Annotated in this window: 20 protein-coding genes and 1 pseudogene; 13 read left to right on the top strand and 8 right to left on the bottom strand. The window is 71.3% G+C overall.

What is annotated here, in order from left to right; translation table 11 throughout:
* Nucleotides 1-80: 80 nt before the first annotated feature.
* Complete coding sequence (locus tag IPJ59_RS20605) at nucleotides 81-737, top strand: hypothetical protein (protein ID WP_293272994.1); 657 nt, start codon at nucleotides 81-83, stop codon at nucleotides 735-737.
* Nucleotides 738-808: 71 nt separating this feature from the next.
* A complete protein-coding gene (locus tag IPJ59_RS20600) occupies nucleotides 809-1042 on the top strand; it encodes a hypothetical protein (protein WP_293258318.1) in 234 nt (77 codons plus the stop codon).
* Nucleotides 1043-1046: 4 nt separating this feature from the next.
* Here the strand turns inward: IPJ59_RS20600 and IPJ59_RS20595 are convergent, their stop codons facing one another.
* Complete coding sequence (locus IPJ59_RS20595; protein WP_293272993.1) at nucleotides 1047-1721, bottom strand: hypothetical protein; 675 nt, start codon at nucleotides 1719-1721, stop codon at nucleotides 1047-1049.
* A gap of 365 nt (nucleotides 1722-2086) precedes the next feature.
* Complete coding sequence (locus tag IPJ59_RS20590; RefSeq protein ID WP_293258312.1) at nucleotides 2087-2716, bottom strand: 2OG-Fe(II) oxygenase; 630 nt, start codon at nucleotides 2714-2716, stop codon at nucleotides 2087-2089.
* Nucleotides 2717-2838: 122 nt separating this feature from the next.
* Here IPJ59_RS20590 and IPJ59_RS20585 point away from each other — a divergent pair, with 122 nt between their 5' ends.
* Entirely contained in the window at nucleotides 2839-4320 is a 1482-nt protein-coding gene (locus tag IPJ59_RS20585) for a hypothetical protein (RefSeq protein WP_293272992.1), read from the top strand.
* A 150-nt stretch (nucleotides 4321-4470) separates the two neighbouring features.
* Here IPJ59_RS20585 and IPJ59_RS20580 read toward each other — a convergent pair whose 3' ends face one another.
* The gene (locus IPJ59_RS20580; protein WP_293258308.1) at nucleotides 4471-5022 is read right to left on the bottom strand and encodes a YaeQ family protein; all 552 of its coding nucleotides are present in this window, start codon (nucleotides 5020-5022) and stop codon (nucleotides 4471-4473) included.
* A 100-nt stretch (nucleotides 5023-5122) separates the two neighbouring features.
* Between IPJ59_RS20580 and IPJ59_RS20575 the strand changes: the two genes are divergently transcribed.
* From IPJ59_RS20575 to IPJ59_RS20565, 3 genes are all read left to right on the top strand, one after another.
* Nucleotides 5123-6298 carry a DUF4215 domain-containing cysteine-rich repeat protein gene (locus IPJ59_RS20575; RefSeq protein ID WP_293272991.1) on the top strand — a complete coding sequence of 392 codons (1176 nt, stop codon included), beginning with the start codon at nucleotides 5123-5125 and terminating at the stop codon, nucleotides 6296-6298.
* Nucleotides 6299-6306: 8 nt separating this feature from the next.
* Nucleotides 6307-6522, top strand: coding sequence for a hypothetical protein (locus IPJ59_RS20570; protein ID WP_293258304.1), 216 nt, complete (start codon nucleotides 6307-6309; stop codon nucleotides 6520-6522).
* Nucleotides 6523-6733: 211 nt separating this feature from the next.
* Complete coding sequence (locus IPJ59_RS20565) at nucleotides 6734-8071, top strand: cyclic nucleotide-binding domain-containing protein (RefSeq protein ID WP_293272990.1); 1338 nt, start codon at nucleotides 6734-6736, stop codon at nucleotides 8069-8071.
* 22 nt (nucleotides 8072-8093) lie between these two features.
* On the opposite strand, the gene IPJ59_RS20560 is transcribed toward IPJ59_RS20565, so the two are convergent.
* Entirely contained in the window at nucleotides 8094-9284 is a 1191-nt protein-coding gene (locus tag IPJ59_RS20560; protein WP_293272989.1) for a vWA domain-containing protein, read from the bottom strand.
* Between the two features lie 179 nt (nucleotides 9285-9463).
* On the opposite strand from IPJ59_RS20560, the gene IPJ59_RS20555 reads away from it, so the two are divergent.
* The 3 genes from IPJ59_RS20555 (at nucleotide 9464) to IPJ59_RS20545 (ending at nucleotide 14183) form a co-directional block, all read left to right on the top strand.
* Nucleotides 9464-10696, top strand: a complete 1233-nt coding sequence (locus tag IPJ59_RS20555) for an ATP-grasp domain-containing protein (protein WP_293258298.1) — start codon at nucleotides 9464-9466, stop codon at nucleotides 10694-10696.
* A gap of 51 nt (nucleotides 10697-10747) precedes the next feature.
* Nucleotides 10748-11314 carry a hypothetical protein gene (locus IPJ59_RS20550; RefSeq protein WP_293272988.1) on the top strand — a complete coding sequence of 189 codons (567 nt, stop codon included), beginning with the start codon at nucleotides 10748-10750 and terminating at the stop codon, nucleotides 11312-11314.
* 193 nt (nucleotides 11315-11507) lie between these two features.
* Nucleotides 11508-14183: a DUF4215 domain-containing protein gene (locus IPJ59_RS20545; protein ID WP_293272987.1), complete on the top strand. Its 2676-nt coding sequence runs from the start codon at nucleotides 11508-11510 to the stop codon at nucleotides 14181-14183.
* A gap of 16 nt (nucleotides 14184-14199) precedes the next feature.
* Here the strand turns inward: IPJ59_RS20545 and IPJ59_RS20540 are convergent, their stop codons facing one another.
* Both IPJ59_RS20540 and IPJ59_RS20535 read right to left on the bottom strand, forming a co-directional pair.
* Nucleotides 14200-14793 carry a cupin domain-containing protein gene (locus tag IPJ59_RS20540; RefSeq protein WP_293258292.1) on the bottom strand — a complete coding sequence of 198 codons (594 nt, stop codon included), beginning with the start codon at nucleotides 14791-14793 and terminating at the stop codon, nucleotides 14200-14202.
* A 144-nt stretch (nucleotides 14794-14937) separates the two neighbouring features.
* Nucleotides 14938-15909 carry an ABC transporter substrate-binding protein gene (locus IPJ59_RS20535; RefSeq protein ID WP_293258290.1) on the bottom strand — a complete coding sequence of 324 codons (972 nt, stop codon included), beginning with the start codon at nucleotides 15907-15909 and terminating at the stop codon, nucleotides 14938-14940.
* A gap of 145 nt (nucleotides 15910-16054) precedes the next feature.
* Here IPJ59_RS20535 and IPJ59_RS20530 point away from each other — a divergent pair, with 145 nt between their 5' ends.
* From IPJ59_RS20530 to IPJ59_RS20515, 4 genes and pseudogenes are all read left to right on the top strand, one after another.
* Complete coding sequence (locus IPJ59_RS20530; RefSeq protein ID WP_293272986.1) at nucleotides 16055-17842, top strand: hypothetical protein; 1788 nt, start codon at nucleotides 16055-16057, stop codon at nucleotides 17840-17842.
* Nucleotides 17843-17885: 43 nt separating this feature from the next.
* Complete coding sequence (gene guaD, locus IPJ59_RS20525; protein ID WP_293272985.1) at nucleotides 17886-19157, top strand: guanine deaminase; 1272 nt, start codon at nucleotides 17886-17888, stop codon at nucleotides 19155-19157.
* A gap of 62 nt (nucleotides 19158-19219) precedes the next feature.
* Nucleotides 19220-20643: pseudogene (locus IPJ59_RS20520) on the top strand (aldehyde dehydrogenase family protein).
* Nucleotides 20644-20651: 8 nt separating this feature from the next.
* Entirely contained in the window at nucleotides 20652-21677 is a 1026-nt protein-coding gene (locus IPJ59_RS20515) for a hypothetical protein (RefSeq protein WP_293272984.1), read from the top strand.
* Here IPJ59_RS20515 and IPJ59_RS20510 read toward each other — a convergent pair.
* Nucleotides 21674-22060, bottom strand: a complete 387-nt coding sequence (locus IPJ59_RS20510) for a DUF779 domain-containing protein (protein WP_293272983.1) — start codon at nucleotides 22058-22060, stop codon at nucleotides 21674-21676. The genes IPJ59_RS20515 and IPJ59_RS20510 overlap by 4 nt on opposite strands.
* Nucleotides 22060-23580, bottom strand: a complete 1521-nt coding sequence (locus IPJ59_RS20505; RefSeq protein ID WP_293272982.1) for an aldehyde dehydrogenase family protein — start codon at nucleotides 23578-23580, stop codon at nucleotides 22060-22062. Before IPJ59_RS20505 ends, IPJ59_RS20510 begins: the two co-directional genes overlap by 1 nt.
* Nucleotides 23581-23892 lie beyond the last annotated feature (312 nt).

Here is a 23892-nt window from a genome sequence, read left to right as displayed (position 1 = left end):
ACCGACCCCACCCCGGAGAGTGGTGACGGTGGTCGCGGTGCTGCGGCGCCGGAGCATGACCCGATCGAGATGACAAGAGCATGGCCCAGAGGTCAAGCCATCTCGACGTGTGTCACGTCTCCAATGAGCGCCCTCCAGCGACCACCAACTACGACCAGTGCTCGAGGAGTTCTCGGCGGGGCATCTTGCTCCCGGGGGGTCGGCTGGCGGCGCTGATCGGCGAGCGCGGCGACACCCGGCCGCGCGAGGGCTGGGTGCTGTTCCTGAGCCTGGCGATCTGCACGATCATGATCGACGTCGGGCTCCAGCAGGTCGGCGCCGTGTTTCCGTGGCGACAGGTGAACACGGTCGTGCCGGTGCTGCTGGGTATCGTCCTGGCGGTCCAGCACCGGCGCACCGGCGGCGGCACCTGGCTCACCCTCCCACGCGGGCTGCGGCGAGGGCTGGGCTGGCCCTTCATCATGGTCCTGGCCGACAACTTCGGCGGGCTGCTCGGCGCGATGGTCGACCCCTCGCAGCCCGGTGGCCCCGACGAGGGTTTCGGTGGCCGACTCTTCATGCTCGCCTTCAGCTTCGGGCTGGTGATGCCGATGCTGTACACGTTCACCGTGGTCGCGCCGCGCCTCTTGCTGTTCGCCGAGTCGCCAAGCTCCGGGGTGTGGCTGCCGCGCTATCTGTGGGCGATCGCCTCGGCGTGGTTCGGCGCGGTGATCGTCGGACCGCTGTTCGGGGATTGATCGCCCCGCGGTCGTGGTCGGGGGCTCGCTGGCGCGTGCTCGCGTGGACATGAAGATGTCCTTAGCGACAGATGGAGCCGCACCCGCTCAAGCGCCAGATGCGCGATACCGCGGCACCGATGCCGAAGCAAGAAAGTGTCGATCAGGAGCCCGCCCGCAGGCCGCAAGACTGGACCGCCGAGCAGAAGCTCGAGGCCGTCAGGGCCGAGGTCGTCGTTCTCGGCGCCGGTGGTCCTGTGGACCCGCGCGAGCGCGGCCGCCATTCGCTCGGATGTCGGCGCTTGCTCGAGCGCTTCGGCTACTGACACGTCACGGCACGAAGCTGAAGCAGCTCCCGTCCTTGCAGGTCACCGCGAAGTCGTTGTTGTTGCTCGCCATGCCGTCGTCCGCGACCGTCGGCTGCGCCGCGCAGCCACACAGCGGGTACTGGGACTCGCACAGCGCCTCGGCCTCGGCGAAGGTCTTGGCCACGTCGGCGCGCAGGCCCCACGCGACGAAGGTCCCACAGCAGTCGATCTGATGCAGGACCAACGCGCAGTCGACGTCCTCCACGCAGCTCCGATCGAACTCCGGGAAGCTCGGCGGATCGCCGCTGCAGTCGACGCCGCCGCCCGTCGTGGTGTCCGGTTCCATGCTGGTCGACCCCGTGGTCGTCGACGGACCCGTGCTCGGCATGCCCCCCGTCACCGACTCGCCCACGCTCTCATTGCAGTTCCCGCAGTCGCAGATCACCTCGCCGTTGTCGCATACGGGCTCCGGCGTGCACCCGTTTCCGCAGTCGTTGTTACACCCGATGTCCGGGCACTGCGGCACTCCGGTCGTCACCGGCCCGCCCGTGCTGCTACCGGTGCTCACACCACCCGTGCTGCTGCTCGCGCCGCCGGTGCTCGCATCGCCGCTGGAGCCCGCCTCGCTGCTGCTCTTCTCGGGCCCGCAGCCGCCGACCACCGCACCAAAAATCACAGGGACAAGCCAATGCTTCATCCGCACGTCATACCACGATTCACTGCTACGTCGCGTGGATGATCGTGATCTCTCCAGCGAGTTCGTGTCGTTGTTGCCGTCCCACGAGCCCTGCGTCACGTTGGCGGCGTTGATGTTGATGACCCCCCACGTCGGCGCTGGGCAGTTTGCCCAGGCTGGCCCCGCCGGCCGATCCGACCATGTTCGCGGCGCGGGTGCGCGCATCCTTGCTGGCCTCCTCGCCCGCCTCCGCGCGGCGAGGCGCCCTCCGAGTCGAAGCCACTCGTTGCCGATGCCGACAGCGATCCGCCGCAGACAACGGAGCTCGGCGACCAGCGGGCCTACGCGGGTTTCTGTGAGGGTTTAGCGGGGGCTATCGATGTTCTCTAGTAGGGCCGCTCGTGGAACCACAAATTGAAGGCCCACTTCTCGCCGCGGACGGGGGCCTTGCCCTGGTGATAGCTGCGAGGGTCGCGGGTGCTCGTGCCCGGGTGGCAGTTGTGGAACAGCAGCAACTTGCCGGGCTGCGGTGCGACGTCGAGGCCGAGCTGGGGGAAGCCGGTGGCGCCGCCCTCGGCGACGCTGTTCAGGTAGGTCAGCGTGGTGACCAGGCGCTGGCCGCCGCGGGCGGTGTAGCGCTGGCCCTTGGCGGTGCTGAGGTCGTAGGCGTCGAAGTGGGGCCGGTACTCCTGGCCGGGGTCATAGTGGATCACCTGCAGCGATTCGGCGTGCTGCAGCGGCAGGCCGACGCAGGCGGCGATGCGCTCGCTGACCGCCTGGACCGTCGCGTCGATGTCGTGGCGGACCCATGCCAGCGCGCTGGTGCGGCCCTTGCTGACGCTGCCACCGGCCACCCCGCTGACCTGGGCGCGGCGGATCGTCGGCCGCGCCAGGGCGATGATGTGCTCGCACTCCGCGGGTGTGAGCATCGCGTCGAAGCTGTGGATCAGCGGCGCGTCGCACAGGCGCTGGCCGCCCGAGAACTCGCGCACGAGCGTGGGGAGCGTCTCCTGCATGCGCGCGGCCACGGTAGCCTCGATCGGCGGCGAACGGCAAGGGCCACGCTCGCGCGACATCACCCCGGCGGCGACGCCCTCTCGGTTGCCGGGGGGCCGTCGTCGCGGTGTACCCTGGGGTCGTGGCACGCTCACGCGCGGTCGGTCGCTGGCAGCTCTGCGGGTGCCTCCTGGCCGCGTGTACGCCGGGCGGCGACGCGGGGAGCACCACCGTCGCCGAGAGCAGCGGCACCGCAGACCCGGCGACCGGTGTCACAGGCGTCACAGGCGGCAGCGGCGAGCCCATCCCGACCACCGGGCTCGCGTCGACGACCGCGAGCCCGGGCACCAGCTCGAGCGATCTCTCCGATACCGCCGCCAGCACGACTGCAACGGCGAGCAGCGGCGACCGCGGCGAGTCCGGGGCGAGCAGCAGCACCGGGGCCGCGGCGCCGGCCTTTGTGCTCCGCCCGATCACGGCCGAGAACCGCCACTACGAGACCATGCACGGCGGCTGGGGCCCGCACCTGCGCGGCCTGATGCGCGCGGCCGACGACGCGCTGTGGTTCACCGTCGATGCCGGCGAGGACGTGTATCACAACCGCAAGGTCCGCTACTTTCGCCGAGGCGCCGATGAGGCGCAGTGGAGCGAGCAGGCCGAGAACCTGCACGCCGCGGGGATCCAGCAGAATGCGGCGAGCCTGTTGCTCGGCGATTTGATCCTCACCTATGGCGTCGATATCGCGGCTCAGCGCCTCGAGGAGTGTTATCTCGACACCACCGATATCAGCAAGCGCGCCTGTAATACGGTGCTGATCAGCGGCGTGCCCTACCAGACCCCGCAGAGCTCCAATTACGTCGGCGCCGCCGTGCTCGGCGCGGGCTGGCGGATCGTGTGGTGGACGGTCGTCGGCGAGAACGGCGGCGAGGGGGCCTTCTATTACACATACAATTACGGCGGCGGCTGGAACGGCCCGGTCGCGTCGGGCCTCGCCGGCGCCAACGACCTCGGCTACGTCCACGCCATGGCCACCGCGGAGGGAGGCCTCGCGCTCGCCGGCCAGACCTTCACCGGCAAGTACCCCGACGGCAGCTACCACGCCGTCGTCGCCGAGGTCACGCCCGGTCAGCCGCTCGTCTACACGATCCTCGCCGACCTCGAGCCTGGCGTGGAGGTGCGCACCGCCGCTGACCTCTGGCAAGATCGTGACAGCGGGGCGGTGCACGTCGTCGCGACCACCCAGACCGGCGGCCTGCGCTACTACCATCGCCCGCCCGGCGCCGCGTGGGCCGGGCACGCGCTGCCGCTGCACAGCTTCGCCGACGGCTACCGCGCCCGCTTCGTGCGGCCCGCGGGCGAGCCCTTGCACCTCGTCGTCGGCAGCGCGAGCGGCTCCGGCGTGACCGTGCTGCGGGCGCCGGACGTGGGGGTCGACGCGGCGATCGACTGGGGCGCCGCGGTGAGCTTCGCGATGCCCGAGCCCGGGCCCGGCTTCGCGGCTCCGTCGGCGCTCTACGTCGAGTCGAGGAGCTACCAGGAGCGGCCGGTCGGCGGCCTGGGCTTCGCTATCTGCGGCGCGTATCAGGTGAGCGACGAGCAGATCTGGGAGGTCACGCTCGAGTGACGATTCACGCGCCGACGTAGGCCGCGAGGTGCTTGCCCGTCAGCGTCGTGTGCCGTCGCGCCGCGGATCTTCAGCGCGCCCTTGGGCCTTCGCACCGTCTTCTTGAGCGCGGCCCGGTCGTCGAGGTGCGCGACGAGCGGCTTCGGGAGGTCACGGTGGCGTGATCAGCGAGGCGCGGGTGACCGCGCCCTCGACCGTGCGGCCGGCGATCGTCGCGTAGAGCAGCCCGTCGTTGCGCATCAGCTCGAGCGCGCTGTTGCGGTCGACGAGCTCCGCGAGCCCGTCGAGGAAGGCTGGCTCGAGCTGCCACAGCGCGATCGCCTCGAGGCGGTGGATCGCCCGCGAGGCCGCCTCGCGGCGCAGCTGGAGCAGCGGCGTCGCGCTGTACAGGGCCACCTCGCGGGCCGCCTTGCTCGCGCGGTGCAGCCGCTCCGCCGACGGGTTGCCGACGTCGATCCACGCCAGCAGCAGCCCGGTCGGGTCGCGCACCGAGATCGGCGGGTCGTCGGTCGAGGCGATGCCGTCCTTGCTGAACGCGATGCCCTCCGTGTAGCTGAGGCAGTAGGCCAGCGTCCGCGTGAGCATGAAGCGCATGCTCTCCGACGGGTGCCGGGCGACCCGCAGGTCGAGCGACTCGTAGACCCCGCGCTCGACGTCCGCGAGCTCGACGCGCAAGCGATGGAGGGTGGCCGTGAGCGCCATGGCGTGCACCACTAGCACGGCTCGCCCCCGCGCGTCCGCGCGCCGTGTGCCCCGCGCCGTCCACCGCGCCGGTCGGGGACCGAGGCTGCTATCATGGGCCATGCGTCGCTTCGTTGGCCTGTCGATCGTCCTGTTGGGTGGCTGCCTCGAGAACAACCCGATCTTCGTCGATCCCACCGAGGGAGGCACGCAGGCGGGCGCCAGCACCGATGGGGGCGGTCCCACGAGCACGCCGGGCAGCGACAGCGTGAGCATGTCGGACCCCACGACCACGCCGCCGACCACCGCCGGGCCCGGCGAGACCAGCCTCGCCGAGACGACCGACGCGACCGGCCCGACCATCGACACCGAGGGGCCGAGCAGCAGCGGCATGCCGCCCCCGGTGTGCGGCGACGGCTTCCTGAACCCGGGCGAGGAGTGCGACGACGGCAACCAGGACCCGTACGACGCGTGTACGAGCGAATGCAAGAATGCCGTCTGCGGCGACGGCTACTGGTGGATGGGGGTGGGGGGCGAGCCGTGCGACGACGGCAACGACGTCGACGACGACATTTGCAGCAACGCGTGCACGGTCAATTACTGCGGCGACGGGGTCGTGCAGATGGGCGAGACGTGCGACGACGGCAACGACGTCAACAGCGACTCCTGCGTGAACTGCGAGGCGGCCAAGTGCGGAGATAAGGAGATCTATCAGGGCAAGGAGGAGTGCGACGACGGCAACGACGTGCCGGGCGACGGCTGCGAGCCGATGGACTGCAAGAAGACCGTCAAGATCGTGTTCGTGAGCAGCAAGGCCTACAAGGCCAGCGAGCTCGGCGGCCTCATGGGCGCGAACATGAAGTGCGACGCCCTGGCCATGGCGGCCATGCTCCCGCCCGGGCCCTACTTCGCGTGGCTCGGCGACAGCGTCGCCAAGGGGCCCAAGGATCATTTCATGACGAAGTCGCCGTACCCCTACGTGAAGCGCAACATGCAGGTGGTGGCGATGAACTGGGGCGGTCTGACCAGCGGCAACCTGCTCGCGCCGATCGACATCACCGAGCAGAACATGCCAGCGTTGGACCTCATGCACCCCTGCGGCGCCAATGTCGTGCACAGCAACGCCACGCCGGACGGCGACGTCGTGAACCCGCTCGACGATTGTGGCAATTGGAAGAGCGACGCCGGCAAGGGCCGCTGGGGCTCCTGGAAGGAGATCGGGGCCGCGTGGAGCGACACCACCTGCGTCGACTACTACTGCGGAAAGCCGGCGCGGCTGTATTGTATTCAGCAGTGACCACGAACATGCACACCTCACCCGTCGGGCGTCTCCGCGTCCTGTGGACCGCGCCGAGGCGCATCGACCTCGGTCGCACCGAGCAATTGCTGCGCTCCGCCGACAGCGATCTCAGCGCGACGCTGGCGGCGTGCTCGGGCCTGATCGCCATGCGCTGCGAGACCTTCACCAGCAGCGCCGCGGCGCGGGCGTTCCCCTGCGGCCGGCGGTGCTCGTGCTGCTGAACGTCCCGTTCGCGCTGGTCGGCGGCGCGGTCGGCCTGTGGGTCGCCGACATGCATGCCGGCGATGTACAAGCTGACGATCGAGCTCGGCGCCCGCTTCGCCAGGCGTTGAGCTGCCGATAATTCCCAACGATGGAGGCTCGCGAGCAGCCGGGTCCCCCGCACGGACTGCGGCCGCGAGCCTGGCGCCGATGGTGATACCATCCGCCGCGATGTGGACCGAAGCAGCGCAGGCCGGGCTCGCGGGGTTGCTCGCCGCCGCGGCGATGTTCTCGGTGGTCATCGGCAGCGTCCTCGGCCTGGTCCTGCGGCCGCGCGAGCGGATCGTCGCCAACATCCTCGCGTTCGGGGCCGGGGCCCTCATCAACGCGCTGGCGGTCGACCTCGCGTACGGCACCGCGCTGCACCTGAAGCACACGCTGCACATCTCCGGCTTCACCGCGTGGCTGTACGTCGCCAGCGGCTTCGTCGCCGGCGGGCTGTTCTACTTCTTCGCCTCGGCGTACATCGACGCCCGCGGCGGGGCGCCGCGCCACCCCTATCGTATGAAGATGATGCTGCTGGCCGAGCGGCACGATCTGGTCCGCTCGGTGGCCGCCGGGCTGTCGCGCGTCGGTCTGCTGCGGGTGCTCAAGCCCGATGAATTCGACGAGCTGTTGCCGCGGCTGAACCGGGTCGGCGTCACCGCGGGGACCGTCATCCTGCGCCAGGGTGACCCGGTCGAATCGGTGTACTTCCTGGTCGAGGGCCAGGCCCGGGTCCTCCACGACACGGCCCGCACATGGGACCTGCGCGACGACACGATCCTGGCCGTGCTCGGCCCTGGCGACGTGTTCGGCGAGCTCGAGGTGCTCGGCGGCTCGCACTGCTCGTCGTCGGTGCAAGCGATCGCCGACTGTGTCCTCATGCAGCTGGGGCGCGACGACTTCGAGGCGCTGTTGAAGCGGTCGTCGGCGCTGCGCGAGGCGCTGCTCGAGCTCGACGGGAAGCGTCTGGCCGCCAACATCCGCGCGACACCCGGCGACGAGCGCCGCTGGGCGCGGCTGGCCGACCAGGCGCTCGGACACATCACCCAGAGCGAGGCCGCCGACGCGACGCGTGAGCACGGGGAGGGCTCTCCGCTCGCGCTCTGGCTCGGCAACGTGCTGGACGCCATCCCGGGCTCCATCGTCATCGGCGCGACCTTCACCAGTCTGGCGAGCATCGAGGCCGCGTTCCTGGTCGCGACCTTCCTCGCCAACCTCCCGGAGTCGATGGCCAGCGCGGACACCATGCGCCGCGCGGGCTATGCCCCGGCCAAGATCGTGGGCCTGTGGGGCTCGCTCGTGCTGCTCGCGGCGGTGATGGGCGCGCTCGGCAACAAGCTGTTCGCCAGCGCCCCGCCGCAGGTGCTCGGCCTGGCCGAGGCCGTCGCCGGCGGGGCGATCCTCGCGCTCGTCGCCCAGGTCATGATGCCGCACGCCTTCGAGGGCGGCGGCCGCTACGTGGCGCTGTCGACGATCGCGGGCTTCCTGGTCGCCTTCCTGCTCTCGACCATCGGCCTCGAGTAGGGCGGCGGCCGAGCCCGGCGCGTCACTGCTTCGGCTTGCTCTTCTCGGCAGTCGCGCGCCGCTTGGCGGTCACGCGCAGCTCCTCGATGCGCGGCTTGTACTCGGTGATGACCCGCAGGCGACCGTCACGCATCTGCTCGGTGCGGGCCTTGATCTTCTTCAGGCTCGCCACGACCTCCTCGCCGCGGGCGCGCTTGGTCATCGCCTCGATCTCCTGCTCCGTGCGGGCGATCGCCTCCTCCGCCCGCTTGGCGTAGCAGGCCTGCAGCGGGTCGCTGCTGAGCGCGCACAGCCAGGCGTCGAAGGTCCGCCACAGCGACAGGTTGAGGGTGTTGAAGGCCTGGTCGAACTCGGCGACCGTGGCGGCCTCGTGGTAGATACCGCCGGTCGCGGCCGCGATGTTGCGCAGCAGCTCGGTGTCCTCCTTGGTCCCGACCCCGAAGCCGACGACGTCGACCACGGTGAGGTGGTTGGTGGCCCGCAGCTGGCGGGCGATCGCCACGGCGTCGCCGTCGCAGCCCTCGAGCCCGTCGGCGACCAGGATCACGTGGTTCATCACCCCGACCTCCTCGGGCATCGCCCCGGCCGAGGCCTCGAGCGCCCCCGCGATCGGCGACCATCCGCTCGGTTTCAGCGGCTTCATCGCCGCGTCCATCGCCTTCACGTCCACCGGCCCGAGCGGCCGCAGCACCTCGATCGCCTGGCAGCTCGCGGCCTTCGAGGCCGGCGTGTTGTCGCCCTTGTGGCCGTAGGCGAGGAGACCGACCTGCATGAGCTCCACCGGCGGGAGGGTCTCGACATAGCGATGCACCGCCAGCTTGGCCTGCTCCAGCTTGCTCTTGCCCTTACCGCCGGCCTTGCCCGCCATCGAGCCCGACACGTCGAGGATGATGAGGGTGTTGACCTTGCTGACCAGGCGGCCGCTGCGGGCCTCCTCGCCGCAGGCCTCGACGATGCACTGATCGATGTTGGGATCGCTGTGCTGCTCGAGCTCGACGAACTCCGGCACGCCGTCCGCGTCCTGGTCGTTGTACCAGCTATCCACGAGCTGCGGCGCGGGCTCCTCCGCGGCCGGCGTCTGCTGGGCAGCGGCGCCGTCGCCTCCGTTCGCCGGGGGCGTGGGTTCGGCCGACGGTTGTTTCGGGCCGCAGGCGGTGATGAAGGCCAGCGCGAGCGTTCGCAGGGCGTATCTCTTGTCGGACAGGATCTGCATATTGCGCGCGAGTGTGCCCGAGAACGGCATGGCTCGCGGGGCGCCGAATCTCGTGATTGCAGGCATTCTTTGCGCGAGCAACGACCTCAGGCCGGGCGCAGGGCCATGCGACTGGTGCGCAGGGTCACGTGGGCGGGGGCGCGCGGACATCTATGATGGGCGTCGGCGGAAGCACGTTCATGAAGGTCCTTTTCATCAGTCCGCACTTTCCCGGCGAGATGCAGCATTTCACCCGCGGCCTCGCCGAGGTCGGGGCGCAGGTCTACGGGGTGTCTGACGTCCCGCGAGGGCAGCTCCCGGAGCAGGTCGCGGGTCACCTCTGCGATTACCTGCAGGTGCCGAGCCTGCTCGACGAGGACGACGCGGCGCGGCGGATCGTGGCGGCGGCGCGGCAGCTCGAGCCCGATCGCGTCGAGTGCCTGTGGGAGCCGTGTGTGGTGCTGGCGGCCCGCGTGCGCCAGCAGCTCGGCGTGCCCGGCATGGGGCCGGAGACGGCGATCGGGTTCCGCGACAAGCCGATCATGAAGCAGCGGGTGCTGGCCGCGGGGCTGCGGGTGCCGCGGTTCTCGCGGATCCGGACCCGCGCGGAGGCCCACGCGGCCGCGGCGGAGATCGGCTACCCGGTGTGTGTGAAGCCGATCGCCGGCGCTGGTTCGACCGACACCCACCGCGTCGACGGCCCGGATCAGCTGCGCGCCGTGCTGGCGACGCTCGATCATTACACCGAGGTTAATCTCGAGGAATTCATCGAGGGCGAGGAATTCACCTACGACACGATCTGCATCGACGGCGAGCCGGTGTTCGAGAGCGTGGCCCAGTACCACCCGCGGCCGCTCGAGAGCCGGCAAAATGGCTGGATCACGCCCGCCCAGATCGTGCTCCGGGACCCCTACCAGCCGGCGCTGATGCCCGGGATTGCGCTCGGTCGCAGGGTCCTGCGCGCGCTCGGGATGCAGACCGGCTTCGCCCACATGGAGTGGTACAAGCAATCCGACGGCGAGGCCGTGTTCGGCGAGATCGCGGCCCGCTCGCCGGGCGGGAAGCTGGTCGACCAGATGTGCCTCGCCAACGACATCGACCTCTACCGCGAGTGGGCGCGCACGGTCTGTTGGCGCAGCTTCGAGGCCACGCCGCAGCGGCGTTACCACGTCGCCGCGCTGTTCAAGCGCGCCGAGGGCGAGGGCTGCGTCGTCCGCGTCGATGGCCTCGACGAGCTGCGCGCCCGCCTCGGTCCCTCGCTGGTGGCCGTGGAGGTGCTGCCGATCGGCGCGGCGCGGCACGACTGGCGGCGCACGCGGGTGTGCGACGGGCACGTCATCGTTCGCCACCCGGACTACGCCACCTGCAGGGCGATGGAGCGCTTCGCGATCGAGACCTTGCGGATCCACGCGAGCCCGCACGGCCACGGGTGATCGCCGTCGACCCGCTGTCATTCTCGGCGGCGCCGCGTTACGCTGGCGATCATGAGGGAGCTGCTCGCGTGTCTCGTGTTCGCGGCGATCGCCGGCTGCGGGAAGTCCCATGGGGGTCCGGACGAGGGCAGCACGGGGGGCGCCGGGGCGAGCGAGGCCGAGGCCGAGGTGAGCACGACGGTCACCGCCGGCAGCACGGGCGTCGACGGCGACACGACCGACGCCTGCCAGTTCACGGAGCTGACGCAGTGTGACGCGCCGAAGTTGTGCCCGATCGTCGAGGTGGAATTTCGCCCGGGCCCTGGTGCCTATGCCGAGAGCGAACTGTGTGCATTCGCGGCCTTGCGCGATCGAACGCCGGGCTTGCTGGAGTTCAACGATTGTGTGGGCAGTGGTTGCAGCAGCCTGACGCTGCTCCTGCTCGCCGACGGTCGCGTCTTTGGTGATTTCGCGTCCTTCGACGCCGAGGTCGGTACCTCCATGTTCGGTCCGCCGCGTGCCTGCGAGCTGAACGAGCCGGCCTACTTCGAGGCCTGCCTCGCCGCCTTCGATTCCTCGTGCATCTGGCAGTCGTTCACGGACTGCCACGCAGGCGCGTCGATCTGCGAGTGCCCGTGAGCGCAACGATGCCCGCGGTCGCTGCTTTGGCCGCGGCCCGGCCCAGCAGCGGCCCCAGCAGCGGCCCCAGCAGCGGCCCCAGCAGCGGCTGGTCCCAGCAGCGCAGGCCGCGAGCGCGGCCGGTGAGCCGGGGCTGTTCAGCGGTCGCGGCCTCGTGTTAGCCTGCGGCGTGGCTTGGACCTGTGGGGGGCATATGAAAGATCAACAGCGTTTTTTGGTGATGGCGGCGTGTGTTGCGAGCTTCCTCGGGGGTTGTGGGGGCGGTGGGACAGCCACGCTCGATACCGAGGCAGGGACGAGCACCGGGGCGAGCACCGCGATGCAGGGCAGCACCGGGTCGCCGACCACCGATCCGCCGACGACGATGACACCGACCTCGGACCCGGGGACGACCGGCGATCCGGAGAGCACGACGGGCCCGGACACCGATGCCAGCACCGGCGACACCACCGGCCCGGATCCGGTGTGCGGTGACGGCAACATCGACCCCGGCGAGGCCTGCGACGACGGCGCTGCCAACGGCCCGGGTCAGCCCTGCAACGCGCTGTGTCAGGCCAACAGCTGCGGCGACGGCGACCAGGGCCCCGGGGAGGAGTGCGACGACGGGGCCGACAACGCGGACACCAACAGCTGCAAGGCCGACTGCACCAACAACGTCTGCGGCGACGGAGCCGTGGGTCCGGGCGAGGGCTGCGACGACGGCAACCAGGTCGACGACGACGACTGCAGCAACGCCTGCGTCGATCCCGGCTGCGGCAACGGCAAGGTCAGCCCCACCGAGGAGTGCGACGACGGCAACCTGGACAACACCGACGCCTGCACCGACGCGTGCACCAACGCGACCTGCAGCGACGGCTACATCCAGCCGAGCAACCTGGAGGAGTGCGACGACGGGGTCGACAACGCCGACAACGCCGCCTGCACGACCAGCTGCACCGCCAACGTGTGCGGCGACGGGGCGCTCTACAACACGGGCAACGGCACCGAGGAGTGTGACAACGGCGCCGAGAACGGCCCCGGCAAGGCCTGCAACGCCCTCTGCGCGCTGAACGTCTGCGGCGACGGCGACCAGGGCCCCGGCGAGCAGTGCGACGACGGCAACAAGGCGGGCGGCGACGGCTGCTCCGCCAGCTGCAAGCTCGAGGAGTGCGGCAACGCCATCGTCGACCCGGGCGAGGCCTGCGACGACGGCAAGAACGGCGATCCGGACGACGGCTGCACCGACGCCTGTCAGCTCCCGGCCTGCGGCGACGGCCTGCTCCAGCCGAGCGAGGGCGAGCAGTGTGATCAGGGCGGCAACAACAGCGACGCGGGCGCCTGCACCCTCGCCTGCAAGGACGCCTTCTGCGGCGACAGCCTCATCCAGCAGAACGTCGAGCAGTGCGACGACGGCAACAACAACGGCCCCGGCAAGGCCTGCAAGGGCGACTGCAGCGCCAACGTCTGCGGCGACGGCGACAAGGGCCCGAGCGAGGCCTGCGACGACGGCAACAAGAGCAACGACGACGCCTGCACCAACGTGTGCAAGCTCGCCAGCTGCGGCGACGGCTTCAAGCAGCCCGGCGAGGAGTGCGACCTGGGCGTCAACAACGCCAACCTCGGCGCCTGCACCTTGCTGTGCAAGCTGCCGCTGTGCGGCGACACCTTCACCCAGCCGAGCAACAACGAGGAGTGCGACGACGGCAACCAGTCCGACACGGACAGCTGCGTGGCGATGTGCAAGCTCGCCACCTGCGGCGACACCTTCGTGCAGCAGGGCGTCGAGCAGTGCGACGACGGTAACAACATAGACACGGACGCCTGCGTCGCCGGCTGCCTCAGCGCCACCTGCGGCGACGGCTTCGTCCAGGCCGGGGTCGAGGAGTGCGAGGACGGCAACAACGTCGACACGGACGGCTGCGTGGCGGGCTGCCAGACCGCGGAGTGCGGCGACGGCTTCCTGCACGCCGGCGTGGAGGCCTGCGACGACGGCAACCTGAACAACAACGACCCCTGCAACTCGCTGTGCAACATGTCGACCTGCAGCGACCTGCTCAAGGACGGGGCGGAGACCGACGTCGACTGCGGCGGCGGGGCGTGCTCGAAGTGCGGGCAGGGCCAGGTTTGTGTGCAGAGCAGCGACTGCGTGACCGGCAACTGCGTGTCGGGCCTGTGCGACCCGCCGCAGACCTGCAAGCAGATCCTCGCCGGCAACCCCGCGGCGCCGAGCGGCAAGTACGTGCTTGACGCCGACGGTGCCGGTCCGGTGCCCGCGGGCGACGCTTACTGCGACATGACCACCAGCGGCGGCGGCTGGACCGTGTTCTACGCGACCAACGGCGGCGACAATCAGCAGCCGCTGGTCAGCAACACCGAGGTGCTCGGAGGTAACCCGCTGATGTTCCAGCCCTACAGCGTCAGCCGGCTCAAGAAGTACGGGCTCAGCACGCTCACCACCGAGACGCTGTTCGTCCGCCCCGGCAACATCTGGCTGAAGGCCAACCTGCCCGCCTTCGAGGCCGACCTGCTGGTCGCCAACACCGTCAACAAGCGGGCCATCACGCTCACGGCGAGCAACAACGTGACGATCGCCGCGTTCATGGGCTATGCGAACTACCAGTACACCGGCGGCGGCGACTTCGGCCTCGCCATGAACCCGGACGGCATGACGAGCCAGGGGATGACCGTGATGGGCTTCGACCAACACTCGATGGTCTACAAGCTGCTCAACGGCAGCTGCGGGCGGCTGTATCTGTACAGCTACTCCAACGTCGCCGCCGACAGCGACGCCGGCTACGACGTGAACACGGCGCTCGGCAGCTGGACGGCCACGGTCGCCTGTCAGGGGGCAGAGGGCGGGACGCTCAGCTTCTACGCGGCCATGCGCTGACGCTCGCGCGGCCTCCTCACAGCGGGAGGCCGGTGAGCTCGGAGCCGCCGCCGATGTACGCGAGCAGCAGCGGCGGGCCGCGGTGGGTGATCAGGGCGTGGGCGGTGCCGGCGGCGAAGCTGTGCTCGTCGCCGGGGCCGAGGACCACCCCGAGGCTGTCGCTGCACGAGCCCTGAAGCACGTGCATGCGCTCCTCGCCGACGTGGCGGTGGTGCGGGAAGTGGGTCCCGGGGGCGACGCGGAACACGCCGGCGTCGCGACCGGGGGCGACGCGGACGGCGTGGTGCTCGATGCCGGGGAGCATCGGGGTCCACGCGATCTGGTCGCGCTCGATGTCCCGCAGCAGCGCGCGCAGCTCGGGCTCGGGGCGCTCGAACATCGTCGCGAGCGCGGCGGCGTGGTCGGCGATCGGGCCGGCCACCGCGGCCAGCAGGCGGGCGCGCAGCTCGGGCGGGGGGCGCAGCGGCGCCAGCGAGGAGGCGAGCAGGTGCATGGCCTCGCGGACCTCGTCGGCGGCGTCACGGCAGCGGACGCAGGCGTCGAGGTGCGGGTGATGGCCTGTCCCGAGGGACAGGTCGATGAGGGCGAGGTCGTCGATATGGGGGGTCATGCGCGCCGGGCCGGTGTACGCAGGCGCGGCGGCGGCGGATCAGACGCGAGTGGCATGGGGGCCCGCGGTGCCGGAGCTCGCGCCACGACGGGCGAGGAGCCGTCGCGCGGGCGGAGCTTTGGGAGCCGTCGCGCGGGCGAGGCTTCAGGCGGGGAGGGCGTCGAGGGTGAAGGCGGCGGCGGGGTCGAGGGCGTCCGGCGGATAGAGGCCGATCTCGCCGAGCTGGCGGTGCAGGGTCTGCCAGCGGGCGAGCGTCATCGCCCCGGGCCGGCCGCCGCCGTCGACGGCGATCAGCGGGGCGACGGCGGCGGCGCTGCGGGCCAGGGTGTCGCGGTCCATCGCGGGGTTGCGGGCGAGGATGCGGGCGTTGGCGGGCGCGGGGTCCTGCAGGTAGCGCTCCCAGCCGCGGACGACGGCGCCGACCAGCTGGCGCGCGAGCGCGGGGCGATCGGCGAGCAGGGCCTCGCTGGTGATCACGACGCCGGCGTAGGGGTTGAAGCCGAGGTCGGCGACCATGAGGCAGCGGGCGGCCGCGCCGGCGCGGGCGACCAGCAGCGGCTCGCTGAACACGTAGGCCTGCTGCGCGAGCTTCGGGTCGGCGAGGAAGGGGGCGACGTTGCCGCTGTACGGGACCACGGCGACGCCGGGCAGGCCGACCTGGTGGCGGAGAAACTGCGAGAAGGGCTCGCCCACGCTCATCGCCAGCGTGAGGTCGCGGAGCTCGGCGAGCGAGGCGGGGCCGGGTTCGTGGACGAGGATGCAGCGGGGGTTTCGCTGGAGGGCGGCGCACAGGGCGACGACGGGGACCTGCTGGGCGCGGACGGCGAGGACGGTCGCGGCGTCGGTGATGCCGAAGGCGACGCGGCCAGCGGCGACCTGGGGGACGACGGGGGCGTCGGGTCGACCGTCGACGATCTCGAGGTCGAGGCCGGCCGCGGCGTAGTCGCCGGCGACCTCGGCGGCGAACAGGCCGCCGTGCTCTGGCTCGGGGAACCAGTCGAGGGCGAGCTGCACGCGGCCGCCATCGACCTGTCCTTTGGAGCAGGCGAGTCCGGAGAGCGAGAGGCCCACGAGCGCGTGGCCGGAGCCCGCGAGGAAGGTGCGGCGGCGCAGCATGTGGCGCGAGTCTAGCGCCCGGAACTCCGCGGTGGCGAGCGCGTGGCCGCGGGCCGTGCCGCGGCGCGGCGGGCGGGCCTGGCTGCGGCGCGCCGGGCGGGCGGGCCTTGCTGCGGCGCGCGGGGCCGTAGTAGAACCCAAAGAGATGCCCCGGACTGCGCTCGCGCTGTGGCTCGTGTTGCCGGCTTGCGCAGGAGGCGGCGACGCGCCGGTGAAGCCGGCGGTGGCGACGGCGGGATCGGGATCGGGATCGGGATCGGGATCGGGATCGGGACGGCGGCCCGCCGCGGCGACGCCGGTCGCGGCGCCCCGCAACGCGCCGCCGATCACCGACTGTCCCGCGGTGCTCGAGCAGCCGGAGTCGGGCGACCGCGTGATCGCGGGGAGCTGCGCGCCGGTGACGGTGCGCAAGGGCTACCGGGTCGAGGCGGGGACGCTGACGCTCGAGGCGGGGGCGCAGCTGGCCTTTGAGCCAGGTGCGGAGCTGACGGTCGGCTATCAGAAGCCGGGCAAGCTGGTGGTGCGCGGGACGGCGGAGCGGCCGGTGCTGATGACCTCGTCCGGGGTCAAGGCGAAGGGGGCGTGGCGCGGGGTGTACCTGTACGAGCACGCGGACGGCTCGGAGATCGTGGGCCTGCACATCGAGTACGGCGGCGAGGGCATCCGCGGGCCGATCTACGTGCTGGCCGACGACGTGCGGATCGACAACTCGACGATCCGCGACTGCCTCGACGTGCCGGTCCACGTGTCGCAGAAGGGGCGCCTGATCAGCTTCGCGGGCAACGTGGTCGAGCGGCCGACCTCGTCGGTGGTGATGTTCGTGCCGCCGAGCTCGGTGTCGGCGATCGCCGACGACAACAAGTTCCCCGAGGGCTCGGTGATCCACGTGCTCACCGGCATCGTCCGCGAGCGGGTGCGCTGGAACAACCCGGGGGTGCCGTACTCGATCGGCGGGCTGATCGAGATCGCGGGCGAAGAGGAGGACATGGAGGCGCTGGTCGAGCTGTCCCCGGGCACCGTGCTGCGCTTCGACGAGGACGCGTACATCAACGTCGGCTACTACCGGCCGGGGACGCTGCGGGCGGAGGGCAGCGCGGAGCAGCCGATCGTGTTCACGGCGCTGGGCGCCGCGAAGCCGGGGGCCTGGCGCGGCATCAACCTGTACAAGAACGCCAGCGCGAGCTTCTCGCACGTGACCTTCGAGTACGGCAGCCAGCGCGCCGAGTGGGGCGTGCTGTTCGCCAACAGCCGGGCGGCGCTGGCGGTCAGCGACTGCACCTTCCGCCACAACGGCGGCGGGGTGGTGCTGCAGGGCGATGCGCTGCGGATCTCGGAGTTCGCCCGCAACCGCTTCGAGGACTCGGCGCCGACGCTGCACATGTCGCCGCAGGCGTACGGGTCGCTCGGCGCGGGCAACGAGCTGGGCGAGGGATCGCAGGTGATCCTCGAGGGCGGCAAGGTGACCCGGGCGGCCCGCTGGCGCGAGCTCGGGGCGCCGATCGAGGTGACGGGGCCGATCGAGGTCGAGGGGACGACGCTGACGATCGACGCGGGGGTCGACCTGCGCGTGCGCGACGGCTTCACCCTGGCGGTCGGCGAGGTCGATGGCGGCAGCCTGCGGATCGAGGGCAGCGTCGCGGCGCCGGTGAAGATCGCGGGTGTGAACGACCGCCGCGGGACCTGGGACGCGATCCGCCTGCACCCGCGCTCGCGCGGGAGCGTGGTGACGCAGCTGCAGCTGCGCAACGCGGGCGGCGAGGCGGCGGTGGTGGCTCTCGGCCTCGCGGAGCTCACGGTCGACGGCCTGACGTGCGCGCGCTGCTTCGCCCCGGCGCTGACGTGGAGCTGCGTGGCGCCGGTCAAGCACAGCGCGGTGAGCTTCTCGGACGGCACGCCGGCGGGTGCGGTGGCGCCGGGCGGGTGCGGGTCGTGAGCCCGGCTCGCCAGCTGTGCCCGCAGGCAGGCGGGTGCGGGTCGTGAGCCCGGCTCGCACGCTGCGCGGGCGCTTGCTGTGCCCGCACGCGGACGAGGCGCGGGTCGTGCTGGTGGCCGACGGGCTGCTGGAGATCGACGCGCAGGGGACGATCGCGGCGGTGGGTCCGGCCCCGACGGACTGCGAGCTGCCCGAGAGCTTTCCGGGGGCGGTGCTGCTGCCGGGCTTCGTCGACGCGCACGTGCACTTCCCGCAGACGCGGGTGCTCGGCAGCGCGAGCGGGCCGTTGCTGCCGTGGTTGACGCGCTCGGTGTTCCCCGAGGAGGCCCGCTTCGCCGAGGCTCGCTACGCGGCGGCGGTGGCGTGGGAGTTCTGCGAGCAGCTGGTCCGCCACGGGACCACGAGCGCCGCGATCTACTCGTCGTCACACCCGATCGCGGCCGAGCTGTTGTTCACCGAGCTCGAGCGCCGCGGGCTGCGGGCGCTGGTCGGCTTGACGCTGATGGACCGCGGCGCGCCGCCGGAGCTGCTGCTCGCGGCCGGTCCGGCGCTCGACGCCTGCACGGCGCTGGTCGAGCGCTGGCACGGGCGCGACGGCGGGCGCCTGCAATTTTGTGTCACGCCGCGCTTCGCCCTCAGCTGCACGCCGGAGCTGCTGCGCGGGGCGGCGGCGCTGGCCGAGCGCCACGCGCTGCCGGTGCAGACCCACCTGGCCGAGAACCACGACGAGATCTCGGCGACCGCGAGCGCCTTCCCGGGCAGCGGCGATTACCTCGCGGTCTACGACGACCACGGCCTGTGCGGGCCGCGCTCGCTGTTCGCCCACTGCATCCACCTGTCCGAAGGGGCATGGGACCGGATGGCCGCGCGCGGGGCCGCGGTTGCGCATTGCCCCGACAGCAACTTCTTCCTCGGCAGCGGCTGCATGGACCTGCACGCGCCGACGCGTCGCGGCGTGCGGGTGGGGCTCGGCACCGACGTCGGCGCGGGGCGCAGCTTCTCGCTGCGACAGGTGATGGCGGCGGCCCACGACGCGGCGCTGATCGTGGCCGCGAGCGCGGGCGGGGGATCGCGGTCGCGGGTGAGCTCGGAGGCGCTGCTGTGGCACGCGACGCGCGGCGGCGCTCGCGCGCTCGGGCTCGATCGGCCGGGCATGCGGGTCGGTTGTCTGGCTCCGGGCTACGAGGCGGATGTCGTGGCGCTCGACCTGCCCGAGGCGATCACGGACGCGGCGGCGCTGTGCGACGCGATCGCGTTTCGCCGCGACGCCGGGCCGGCGCGGGCTGTGCTGGTCCGCGGCCGGACGCTGCGCTGACGCTGCGACCTCTGGTTCCACGCCGCCCCCGCGGGCCGCGCTGGTACGTGGTATGGCAGGGCATGTTGCGGGAGCGATACCCCTACTATCTCGGCGGCGCGGCGCAGCAGCCGAACGCTGACCTCGTGGTCGTCGACAAGTACAGCGGGGCCGTGGCGACCCGGGTGGCGCTGGCCGACGCGCACGCGCTCGACCAGGCGATCGGCATGGCCGCGGCGGCGAGCGGGGCGATGGCCGCGTTGCCGTCGTACGCCCGGGCGGCGGCGCTGCAGCACTGCGCGCGCCGCTTCGACGAGCGCAAGGAGGAGCTGGCGCTGGCGCTGTGCATCGAGGCGGGCAAGCCCATCAAGGACAGCCGCGGCGAGGTCGTGCGATTGATCGACACCTTCCGCGTGGCGGCCGAGGAGGCGACGCGGATCGTCGGCGAGGTGCTGCCGCTCGACATCAGCGCGCGGGCGGCGGGCTACCGCGGGCAGTGGAAGCGGGTGCCGATCGGGCCGGTGTCGCTGATCTCGCCGTTCAACTTCCCGCTCAACCTGGCGGCGCACAAGGTGGCCCCGGCGATCGCGGCGGGCTGCCCCTTCGTGCTCAAGCCGGCCAGCCTCACGCCGGTCGGGGCGCTGCTGATCGGCGAGGTGCTGGCCGAGACGGAGCTGCCGCGGGGGTCGTGGTCGATCTTGCCGTGTCCGCGCGAGGGCGCCGAGCAGCTGACCACCGACGAGCGCTTCAAGCTGCTGTCGTTCACGGGCTCGGGCGAGGTCGGCTGGGCGCTCAAGGCCAAGGCGGGCAAGAAGAAGGTCGTGCTCGAGCTCGGCGGCAACGCGGCGTGCATCGTCGACGCGGGGGCCGACCTCGACGTGGTGGTCCCGCGCCTGGCCTTTGGGGCATATTATCAATCCGGCCAGAGCTGCATCAGCGTCCAGCGGATCTTCGCCCACCGATCGCTGTACCCGGCGCTGCGCGAGCGGCTGGTGGCGGCGGCGCGGCTGCAGCGGCTCGGCGACCCGCGCGACGAGGCGACCGCGCTCGGGCCGATGATCAGCGAGAAGGAGGCGCTGCGGGTCGAACGCTGGGTGAACGAGGCGGTGGCCGCCGGAGCGACGCTGCTGTGCGGGGGCGGCCGCGAGGGCGTGATGATCCCCGCGACCTTGCTCGAGGGCGTGCCGCGCGAGCTGCCGCTGTGCGCCGACGAGGTGTTCGGGCCGGTGGCGATGCTCGAGCCCTTCGACGAATTTGAGAGGCGCTCGCGGGGGTCAATGCCAGCAAGTTCGGGCTGCAGGCGGGGGTGTTCACCAACGACCTGCGCCGCGCCTATCAGGCCTGGGACGAGCTCGAGGTCGGCGGGGTGGTGATCAATGATGTGCCGTCGTGGCGGGTCGATCACATGCCATATGGCGGCGTGAAGGAGAGCGGGCTCGGGCGCGAGGGGGTCCGCTTCGCCATCGAGGACATGACGGAGATCCGTCTGATGGTGCTCAAGCTGTGATCATCGCGATGCGCCGCGTGTGGCCTACGATCGTGCTCCTGGCCTGCACGCCGCCGGTGCGCGAGGCGGAGCCGCCGGGTCCGGCGATCGCGGCGGCGGGCACGGCGGCGCCGGTGGAGGGGGTTGCGCCCGCGGTCGTGCCCGCCCCGGCCGCCGCTTCGGCGGGGCCCGTGCGGGTGCCGGCGCTGCTCGCGGCGGCGCACGCCGACGGGCTGGTGGTGTCGAACAAGGACGGGCTTTTGCTGCTCGACGCCGGGCTGAAGGTGCTGAAGGTGCTGAGCCGCGAGCGCGGGCGATATCTGCGGATCTCCGGCGATCAGCTCTATTTCTTCGAGCTCAAGCAGCCGCGCCTGCGCGCGCTGGATCTCGAGACTGGCGCGACGCGGGCGGTGGCCGAGCTGCCGCGGCTGCGCAATGAGTGCTTCGAGGGCGGGCGCCCGGTCGATCCGATCGACTATGTGCAATCGCAGGCCGACCTGAGCGTGATCGACGGGACGCTGTGCCTCGACCTCTCCGACCGTCCCGGCGTCGCGGCGACAGAGACCTTCAACCTGCGGGTCGACCTGCGCAGCGGGGCGGTGGAGCAGCGCATGGTCGCGTACCTCGGCGGCGACGTGTGCGGGGTGGAGCGCGAGCGGGAGCAGCCGCGGCTGTGCGCGCCGCCGGGGCCGGCTCGCGCGGGCGTGCGGCCGTCGCCGACGGGGCGCTGGGCGCTGCGCATGGACAGTACGCGCGGCGACGTGACCGACGAGGCCTACGCGCTGGTGCTGCTGCAGGAGCGGGCGAGCGGGCAGGACCACGTGATCGTCGGGCGCAAGCTGCGGGCGTTGCGGGCCGGGGCCGACGCGCCGGTCGACGCCTGTATGATCTCGGCGCGGGCGAGCGCGACCTGGCTCGCGGGCAGCGACGTGCTGCTCGTGGAGGGCTGCCGCGACCGGCTCAGCGTCGTGCTGCCGGACGGGCAGATCGAGTACCGGCTGGTCGACGGATATGTCGTGGTGCCGGCAGGCGCCGGCACGTCGGCGCCTCGTTAGTCTGCGGGGCCGCGGCGGGGGGGGTCGGCGGCGAGGGCTTGCAGCTGTTCAACGCTGCATAGCTCGGAGCGGGTCAGGAAGCGCATGCCCTCGGGGGCCTCGAGCGAGAAGCCGGCGCCGCGTCCGGGCACGGCGTCGATCGTGAGGGTCGTGTGCTTCCACAGCTCGTACTGGTCGCCGCCGATGTAGACCTCGCAGCCCTCGATCACGCCGAGCAGGACGTCGCGGCTGCCGACGCGGAACTCGCCGCTGGGGTAGCACATCGGCGCGGAGCCGTCGCAGCAGCCGCCCGACTGATGGAACATCAGCGGGCCGTGCTGCTGCTGCAGGCGACGGATGAGCTCGATCGCCGCGGGCGTGGCCGTGACCTGCGAGGCGGACATCAGAAGAAGCCCATCGGTTTCTCGGCGTGGCTGATGAGGATGTTCTTGGTGTGCTGATAGTGGTCGAGCATCATGTGGTGATTCTCGCGACCGATGCCGGATTGCTTGTAGCCGCCGAAGGAGGCGTGGGCGGGGTAGAGGTGGTAGCAATTGGTCCACACCCGGCCGGCGGGGAGGGCCCGGGCGGCCCGCAGGGCGGTGTGGATGCTGCGCGACCACACGCCGGCGCCGAGGCCGTAGAGGGTGTCGCTGGCGACCGCGATCGCCTCATCGAAGCTGTCGAATGGGGTGACCGAGACCACCGGGCCGAAGATCTCCTCCTGGAAGATGCGCATCCGGTTGTTGCCCTCGAAGACGGTGGGAGCGACGTAGTAGCCGCTGGCGAGGTCGCCGGGGAGGACGACCCGCTCACCGCCGCAGAGCAGCTTTGCGCCCTCCTTCTTGCCGATATCGATATACGAGAGGATCTTCTCCAGCTGGTCGTTGGAGGCCTGGGCGCCGAGGCGGGTGTCGGTGTCGAGCGGGTCGCCGGGGCTGACGGTCTGGGTGCGGGCGACGGCGGCGGCGAGGAAATCCTTGTAGATGGCGCGGTCGATGAGGGCGCGCGAGGGGCAGGTGCAGACCTCGCCCTGGTTGAGCAGGAACATGGTGAAGCCCTCGAGCGCCTTCTGGCGGAAGTCGTCGTCGCGGGCCCAGACGTCGGCGAAGAAGATGTTGGGCGACTTGCCGCCGAGCTCGAGCGTGACCGGGATCAGGTTCTCGCTGGCGTACTGCATGATCAGGCGGCCGGTGGTGGTCTCGCCGGTGAACGCGATCTTGGCGATGCGGGGGCTGCTGGCCAGCGGCTTGCCGGCCTCGACGCCGAAGCCGTTGACGATGTTGAGCACGCCCGGCGGGAGCAGGTGGCCGATGAGCTCGGCCCACAGGAGGATCGTGGCCGGGGTCTGCTCGGCGGGCTTGAGCACGACGCAGTTGCCGGCGGCGAGCGCCGGGGCGAGCTTCCAGGTGGCCATCAGCAGGGGGAAGTTCCACGGGATGATCTGGCCGACCACGCCGAGGGGCTCCTTGATCAGCAGCGAGAGGGTGTCGGCGTCGAGCTCGGAGGCGGAGCCCTCCTCGGCCCGGATGCAGCCGGCGAAGTAGCGGAAGTGGTCGATCGCCAGCGGCAGGTCGGCGGCCAGGCTCTCGCGGATCGGCTTGCCGTTGTCCCAGCTCTCCGAGAGCGCGAGCAGCTCGAGGTTGGCCTCCATGACGTCGGCGATCTTGTTGAGGATGTTGGCCCGCTCGTTCGGCGAGGTGCGGCCCCAGGCGGCCTTCGCTGCGTGGGCGGCGTCGAGGGCGGCGTCGATGTCCTCGGCGGTCGAGCGGGGGATCTCGCAGAAGGGGCGGCCGGTGACCGGCGAGATGTTCTCGAAGTACTGGCCGCGCTTCGGCGCGACAAACTCGCCGCCGATGTAGTTGCCGTAGCGGGGCTTGTAGTGGAGCTTGGAGCCTTCGGTGTTGGGGCGGGCGTACTTCATGCGGGGTGTCCTGCGGGCGAGGTGGGTCCTGGGTCTCCTTATAGCCAAATTGTTCCGGTAGCGGCCTTCCACCGAAACACGCCTGAGCGCGAAAGTTCGCGACTTCGTAACATTGGCTTGACAGTGAATCCACATAGACTGCCGCCCACGAACGAGCTCGGGCCTTGACATCGAGGCCCACGGCCCCCGACTCCTCCTCTCACTCCTCGACCCCTCACGCACACGCTGCGCTCGTGCGGCTCGCCATGTTGGCGGTCGGCGACGTGGGGTCGTCGTGGTGGTGCATCGCGCCGCGCTGTCGTGGCGCCCCGG

The organism is Nannocystis sp. (genome assembly GCF_016714285.1).
Classification (GTDB): domain Bacteria; phylum Myxococcota_A; class Polyangia; order Nannocystales; family Nannocystaceae; genus Nannocystis.
This window is presented reverse-complemented; position numbering and strand designations above follow the sequence as displayed.

Bases quoted from the DNA above. Each gene is read 5' to 3' on its own strand.
- IPJ59_RS20570 (WP_293258304.1), top strand. From the start codon at position 6,307: ATGCACACCTCACCCGTCGGGCGTCTCCGCGTCCTGTGGACCGCGCCG.
- IPJ59_RS20505 (WP_293272982.1), bottom strand. From the start codon at position 23,580: ATGAAGTACGCCCGCCCCAACACCGAAGGCTCCAAGCTCCACTACAAG.
- IPJ59_RS20515 (WP_293272984.1), top strand. From the start codon at position 20,652: ATGCGCCGCGTGTGGCCTACGATCGTGCTCCTGGCCTGCACGCCGCCG.
- IPJ59_RS20560 (WP_293272989.1), bottom strand. From the start codon at position 9,284: ATGCAGATCCTGTCCGACAAGAGATACGCCCTGCGAACGCTCGCGCTG.
- IPJ59_RS20580 (WP_293258308.1), bottom strand. From the start codon at position 5,022: ATGGCGCTCACGGCCACCCTCCATCGCTTGCGCGTCGAGCTCGCGGAC.
- IPJ59_RS20605 (WP_293272994.1), top strand. From the start codon at position 81: ATGGCCCAGAGGTCAAGCCATCTCGACGTGTGTCACGTCTCCAATGAG.
- IPJ59_RS20510 (WP_293272983.1), bottom strand. From the start codon at position 22,060: ATGTCCGCCTCGCAGGTCACGGCCACGCCCGCGGCGATCGAGCTCATC.
- IPJ59_RS20550 (WP_293272988.1), top strand. From the start codon at position 10,748: ATGAGGGAGCTGCTCGCGTGTCTCGTGTTCGCGGCGATCGCCGGCTGC.
- IPJ59_RS20530 (WP_293272986.1), top strand. From the start codon at position 16,055: ATGCCCCGGACTGCGCTCGCGCTGTGGCTCGTGTTGCCGGCTTGCGCA.
- IPJ59_RS20565 (WP_293272990.1), top strand. From the start codon at position 6,734: ATGTGGACCGAAGCAGCGCAGGCCGGGCTCGCGGGGTTGCTCGCCGCC.
- IPJ59_RS20590 (WP_293258312.1), bottom strand. From the start codon at position 2,716: ATGCAGGAGACGCTCCCCACGCTCGTGCGCGAGTTCTCGGGCGGCCAG.
- IPJ59_RS20595 (WP_293272993.1), bottom strand. From the start codon at position 1,721: ATGAAGCATTGGCTTGTCCCTGTGATTTTTGGTGCGGTGGTCGGCGGC.
- IPJ59_RS20535 (WP_293258290.1), bottom strand. From the start codon at position 15,909: ATGCTGCGCCGCCGCACCTTCCTCGCGGGCTCCGGCCACGCGCTCGTG.
- IPJ59_RS20545 (WP_293272987.1), top strand. From the start codon at position 11,508: ATGAAAGATCAACAGCGTTTTTTGGTGATGGCGGCGTGTGTTGCGAGC.
- IPJ59_RS20555 (WP_293258298.1), top strand. From the start codon at position 9,464: ATGAAGGTCCTTTTCATCAGTCCGCACTTTCCCGGCGAGATGCAGCAT.
- IPJ59_RS20575 (WP_293272991.1), top strand. From the start codon at position 5,123: ATGCGTCGCTTCGTTGGCCTGTCGATCGTCCTGTTGGGTGGCTGCCTC.
- IPJ59_RS20540 (WP_293258292.1), bottom strand. From the start codon at position 14,793: ATGACCCCCCATATCGACGACCTCGCCCTCATCGACCTGTCCCTCGGG.
- IPJ59_RS20600 (WP_293258318.1), top strand. From the start codon at position 809: ATGGAGCCGCACCCGCTCAAGCGCCAGATGCGCGATACCGCGGCACCG.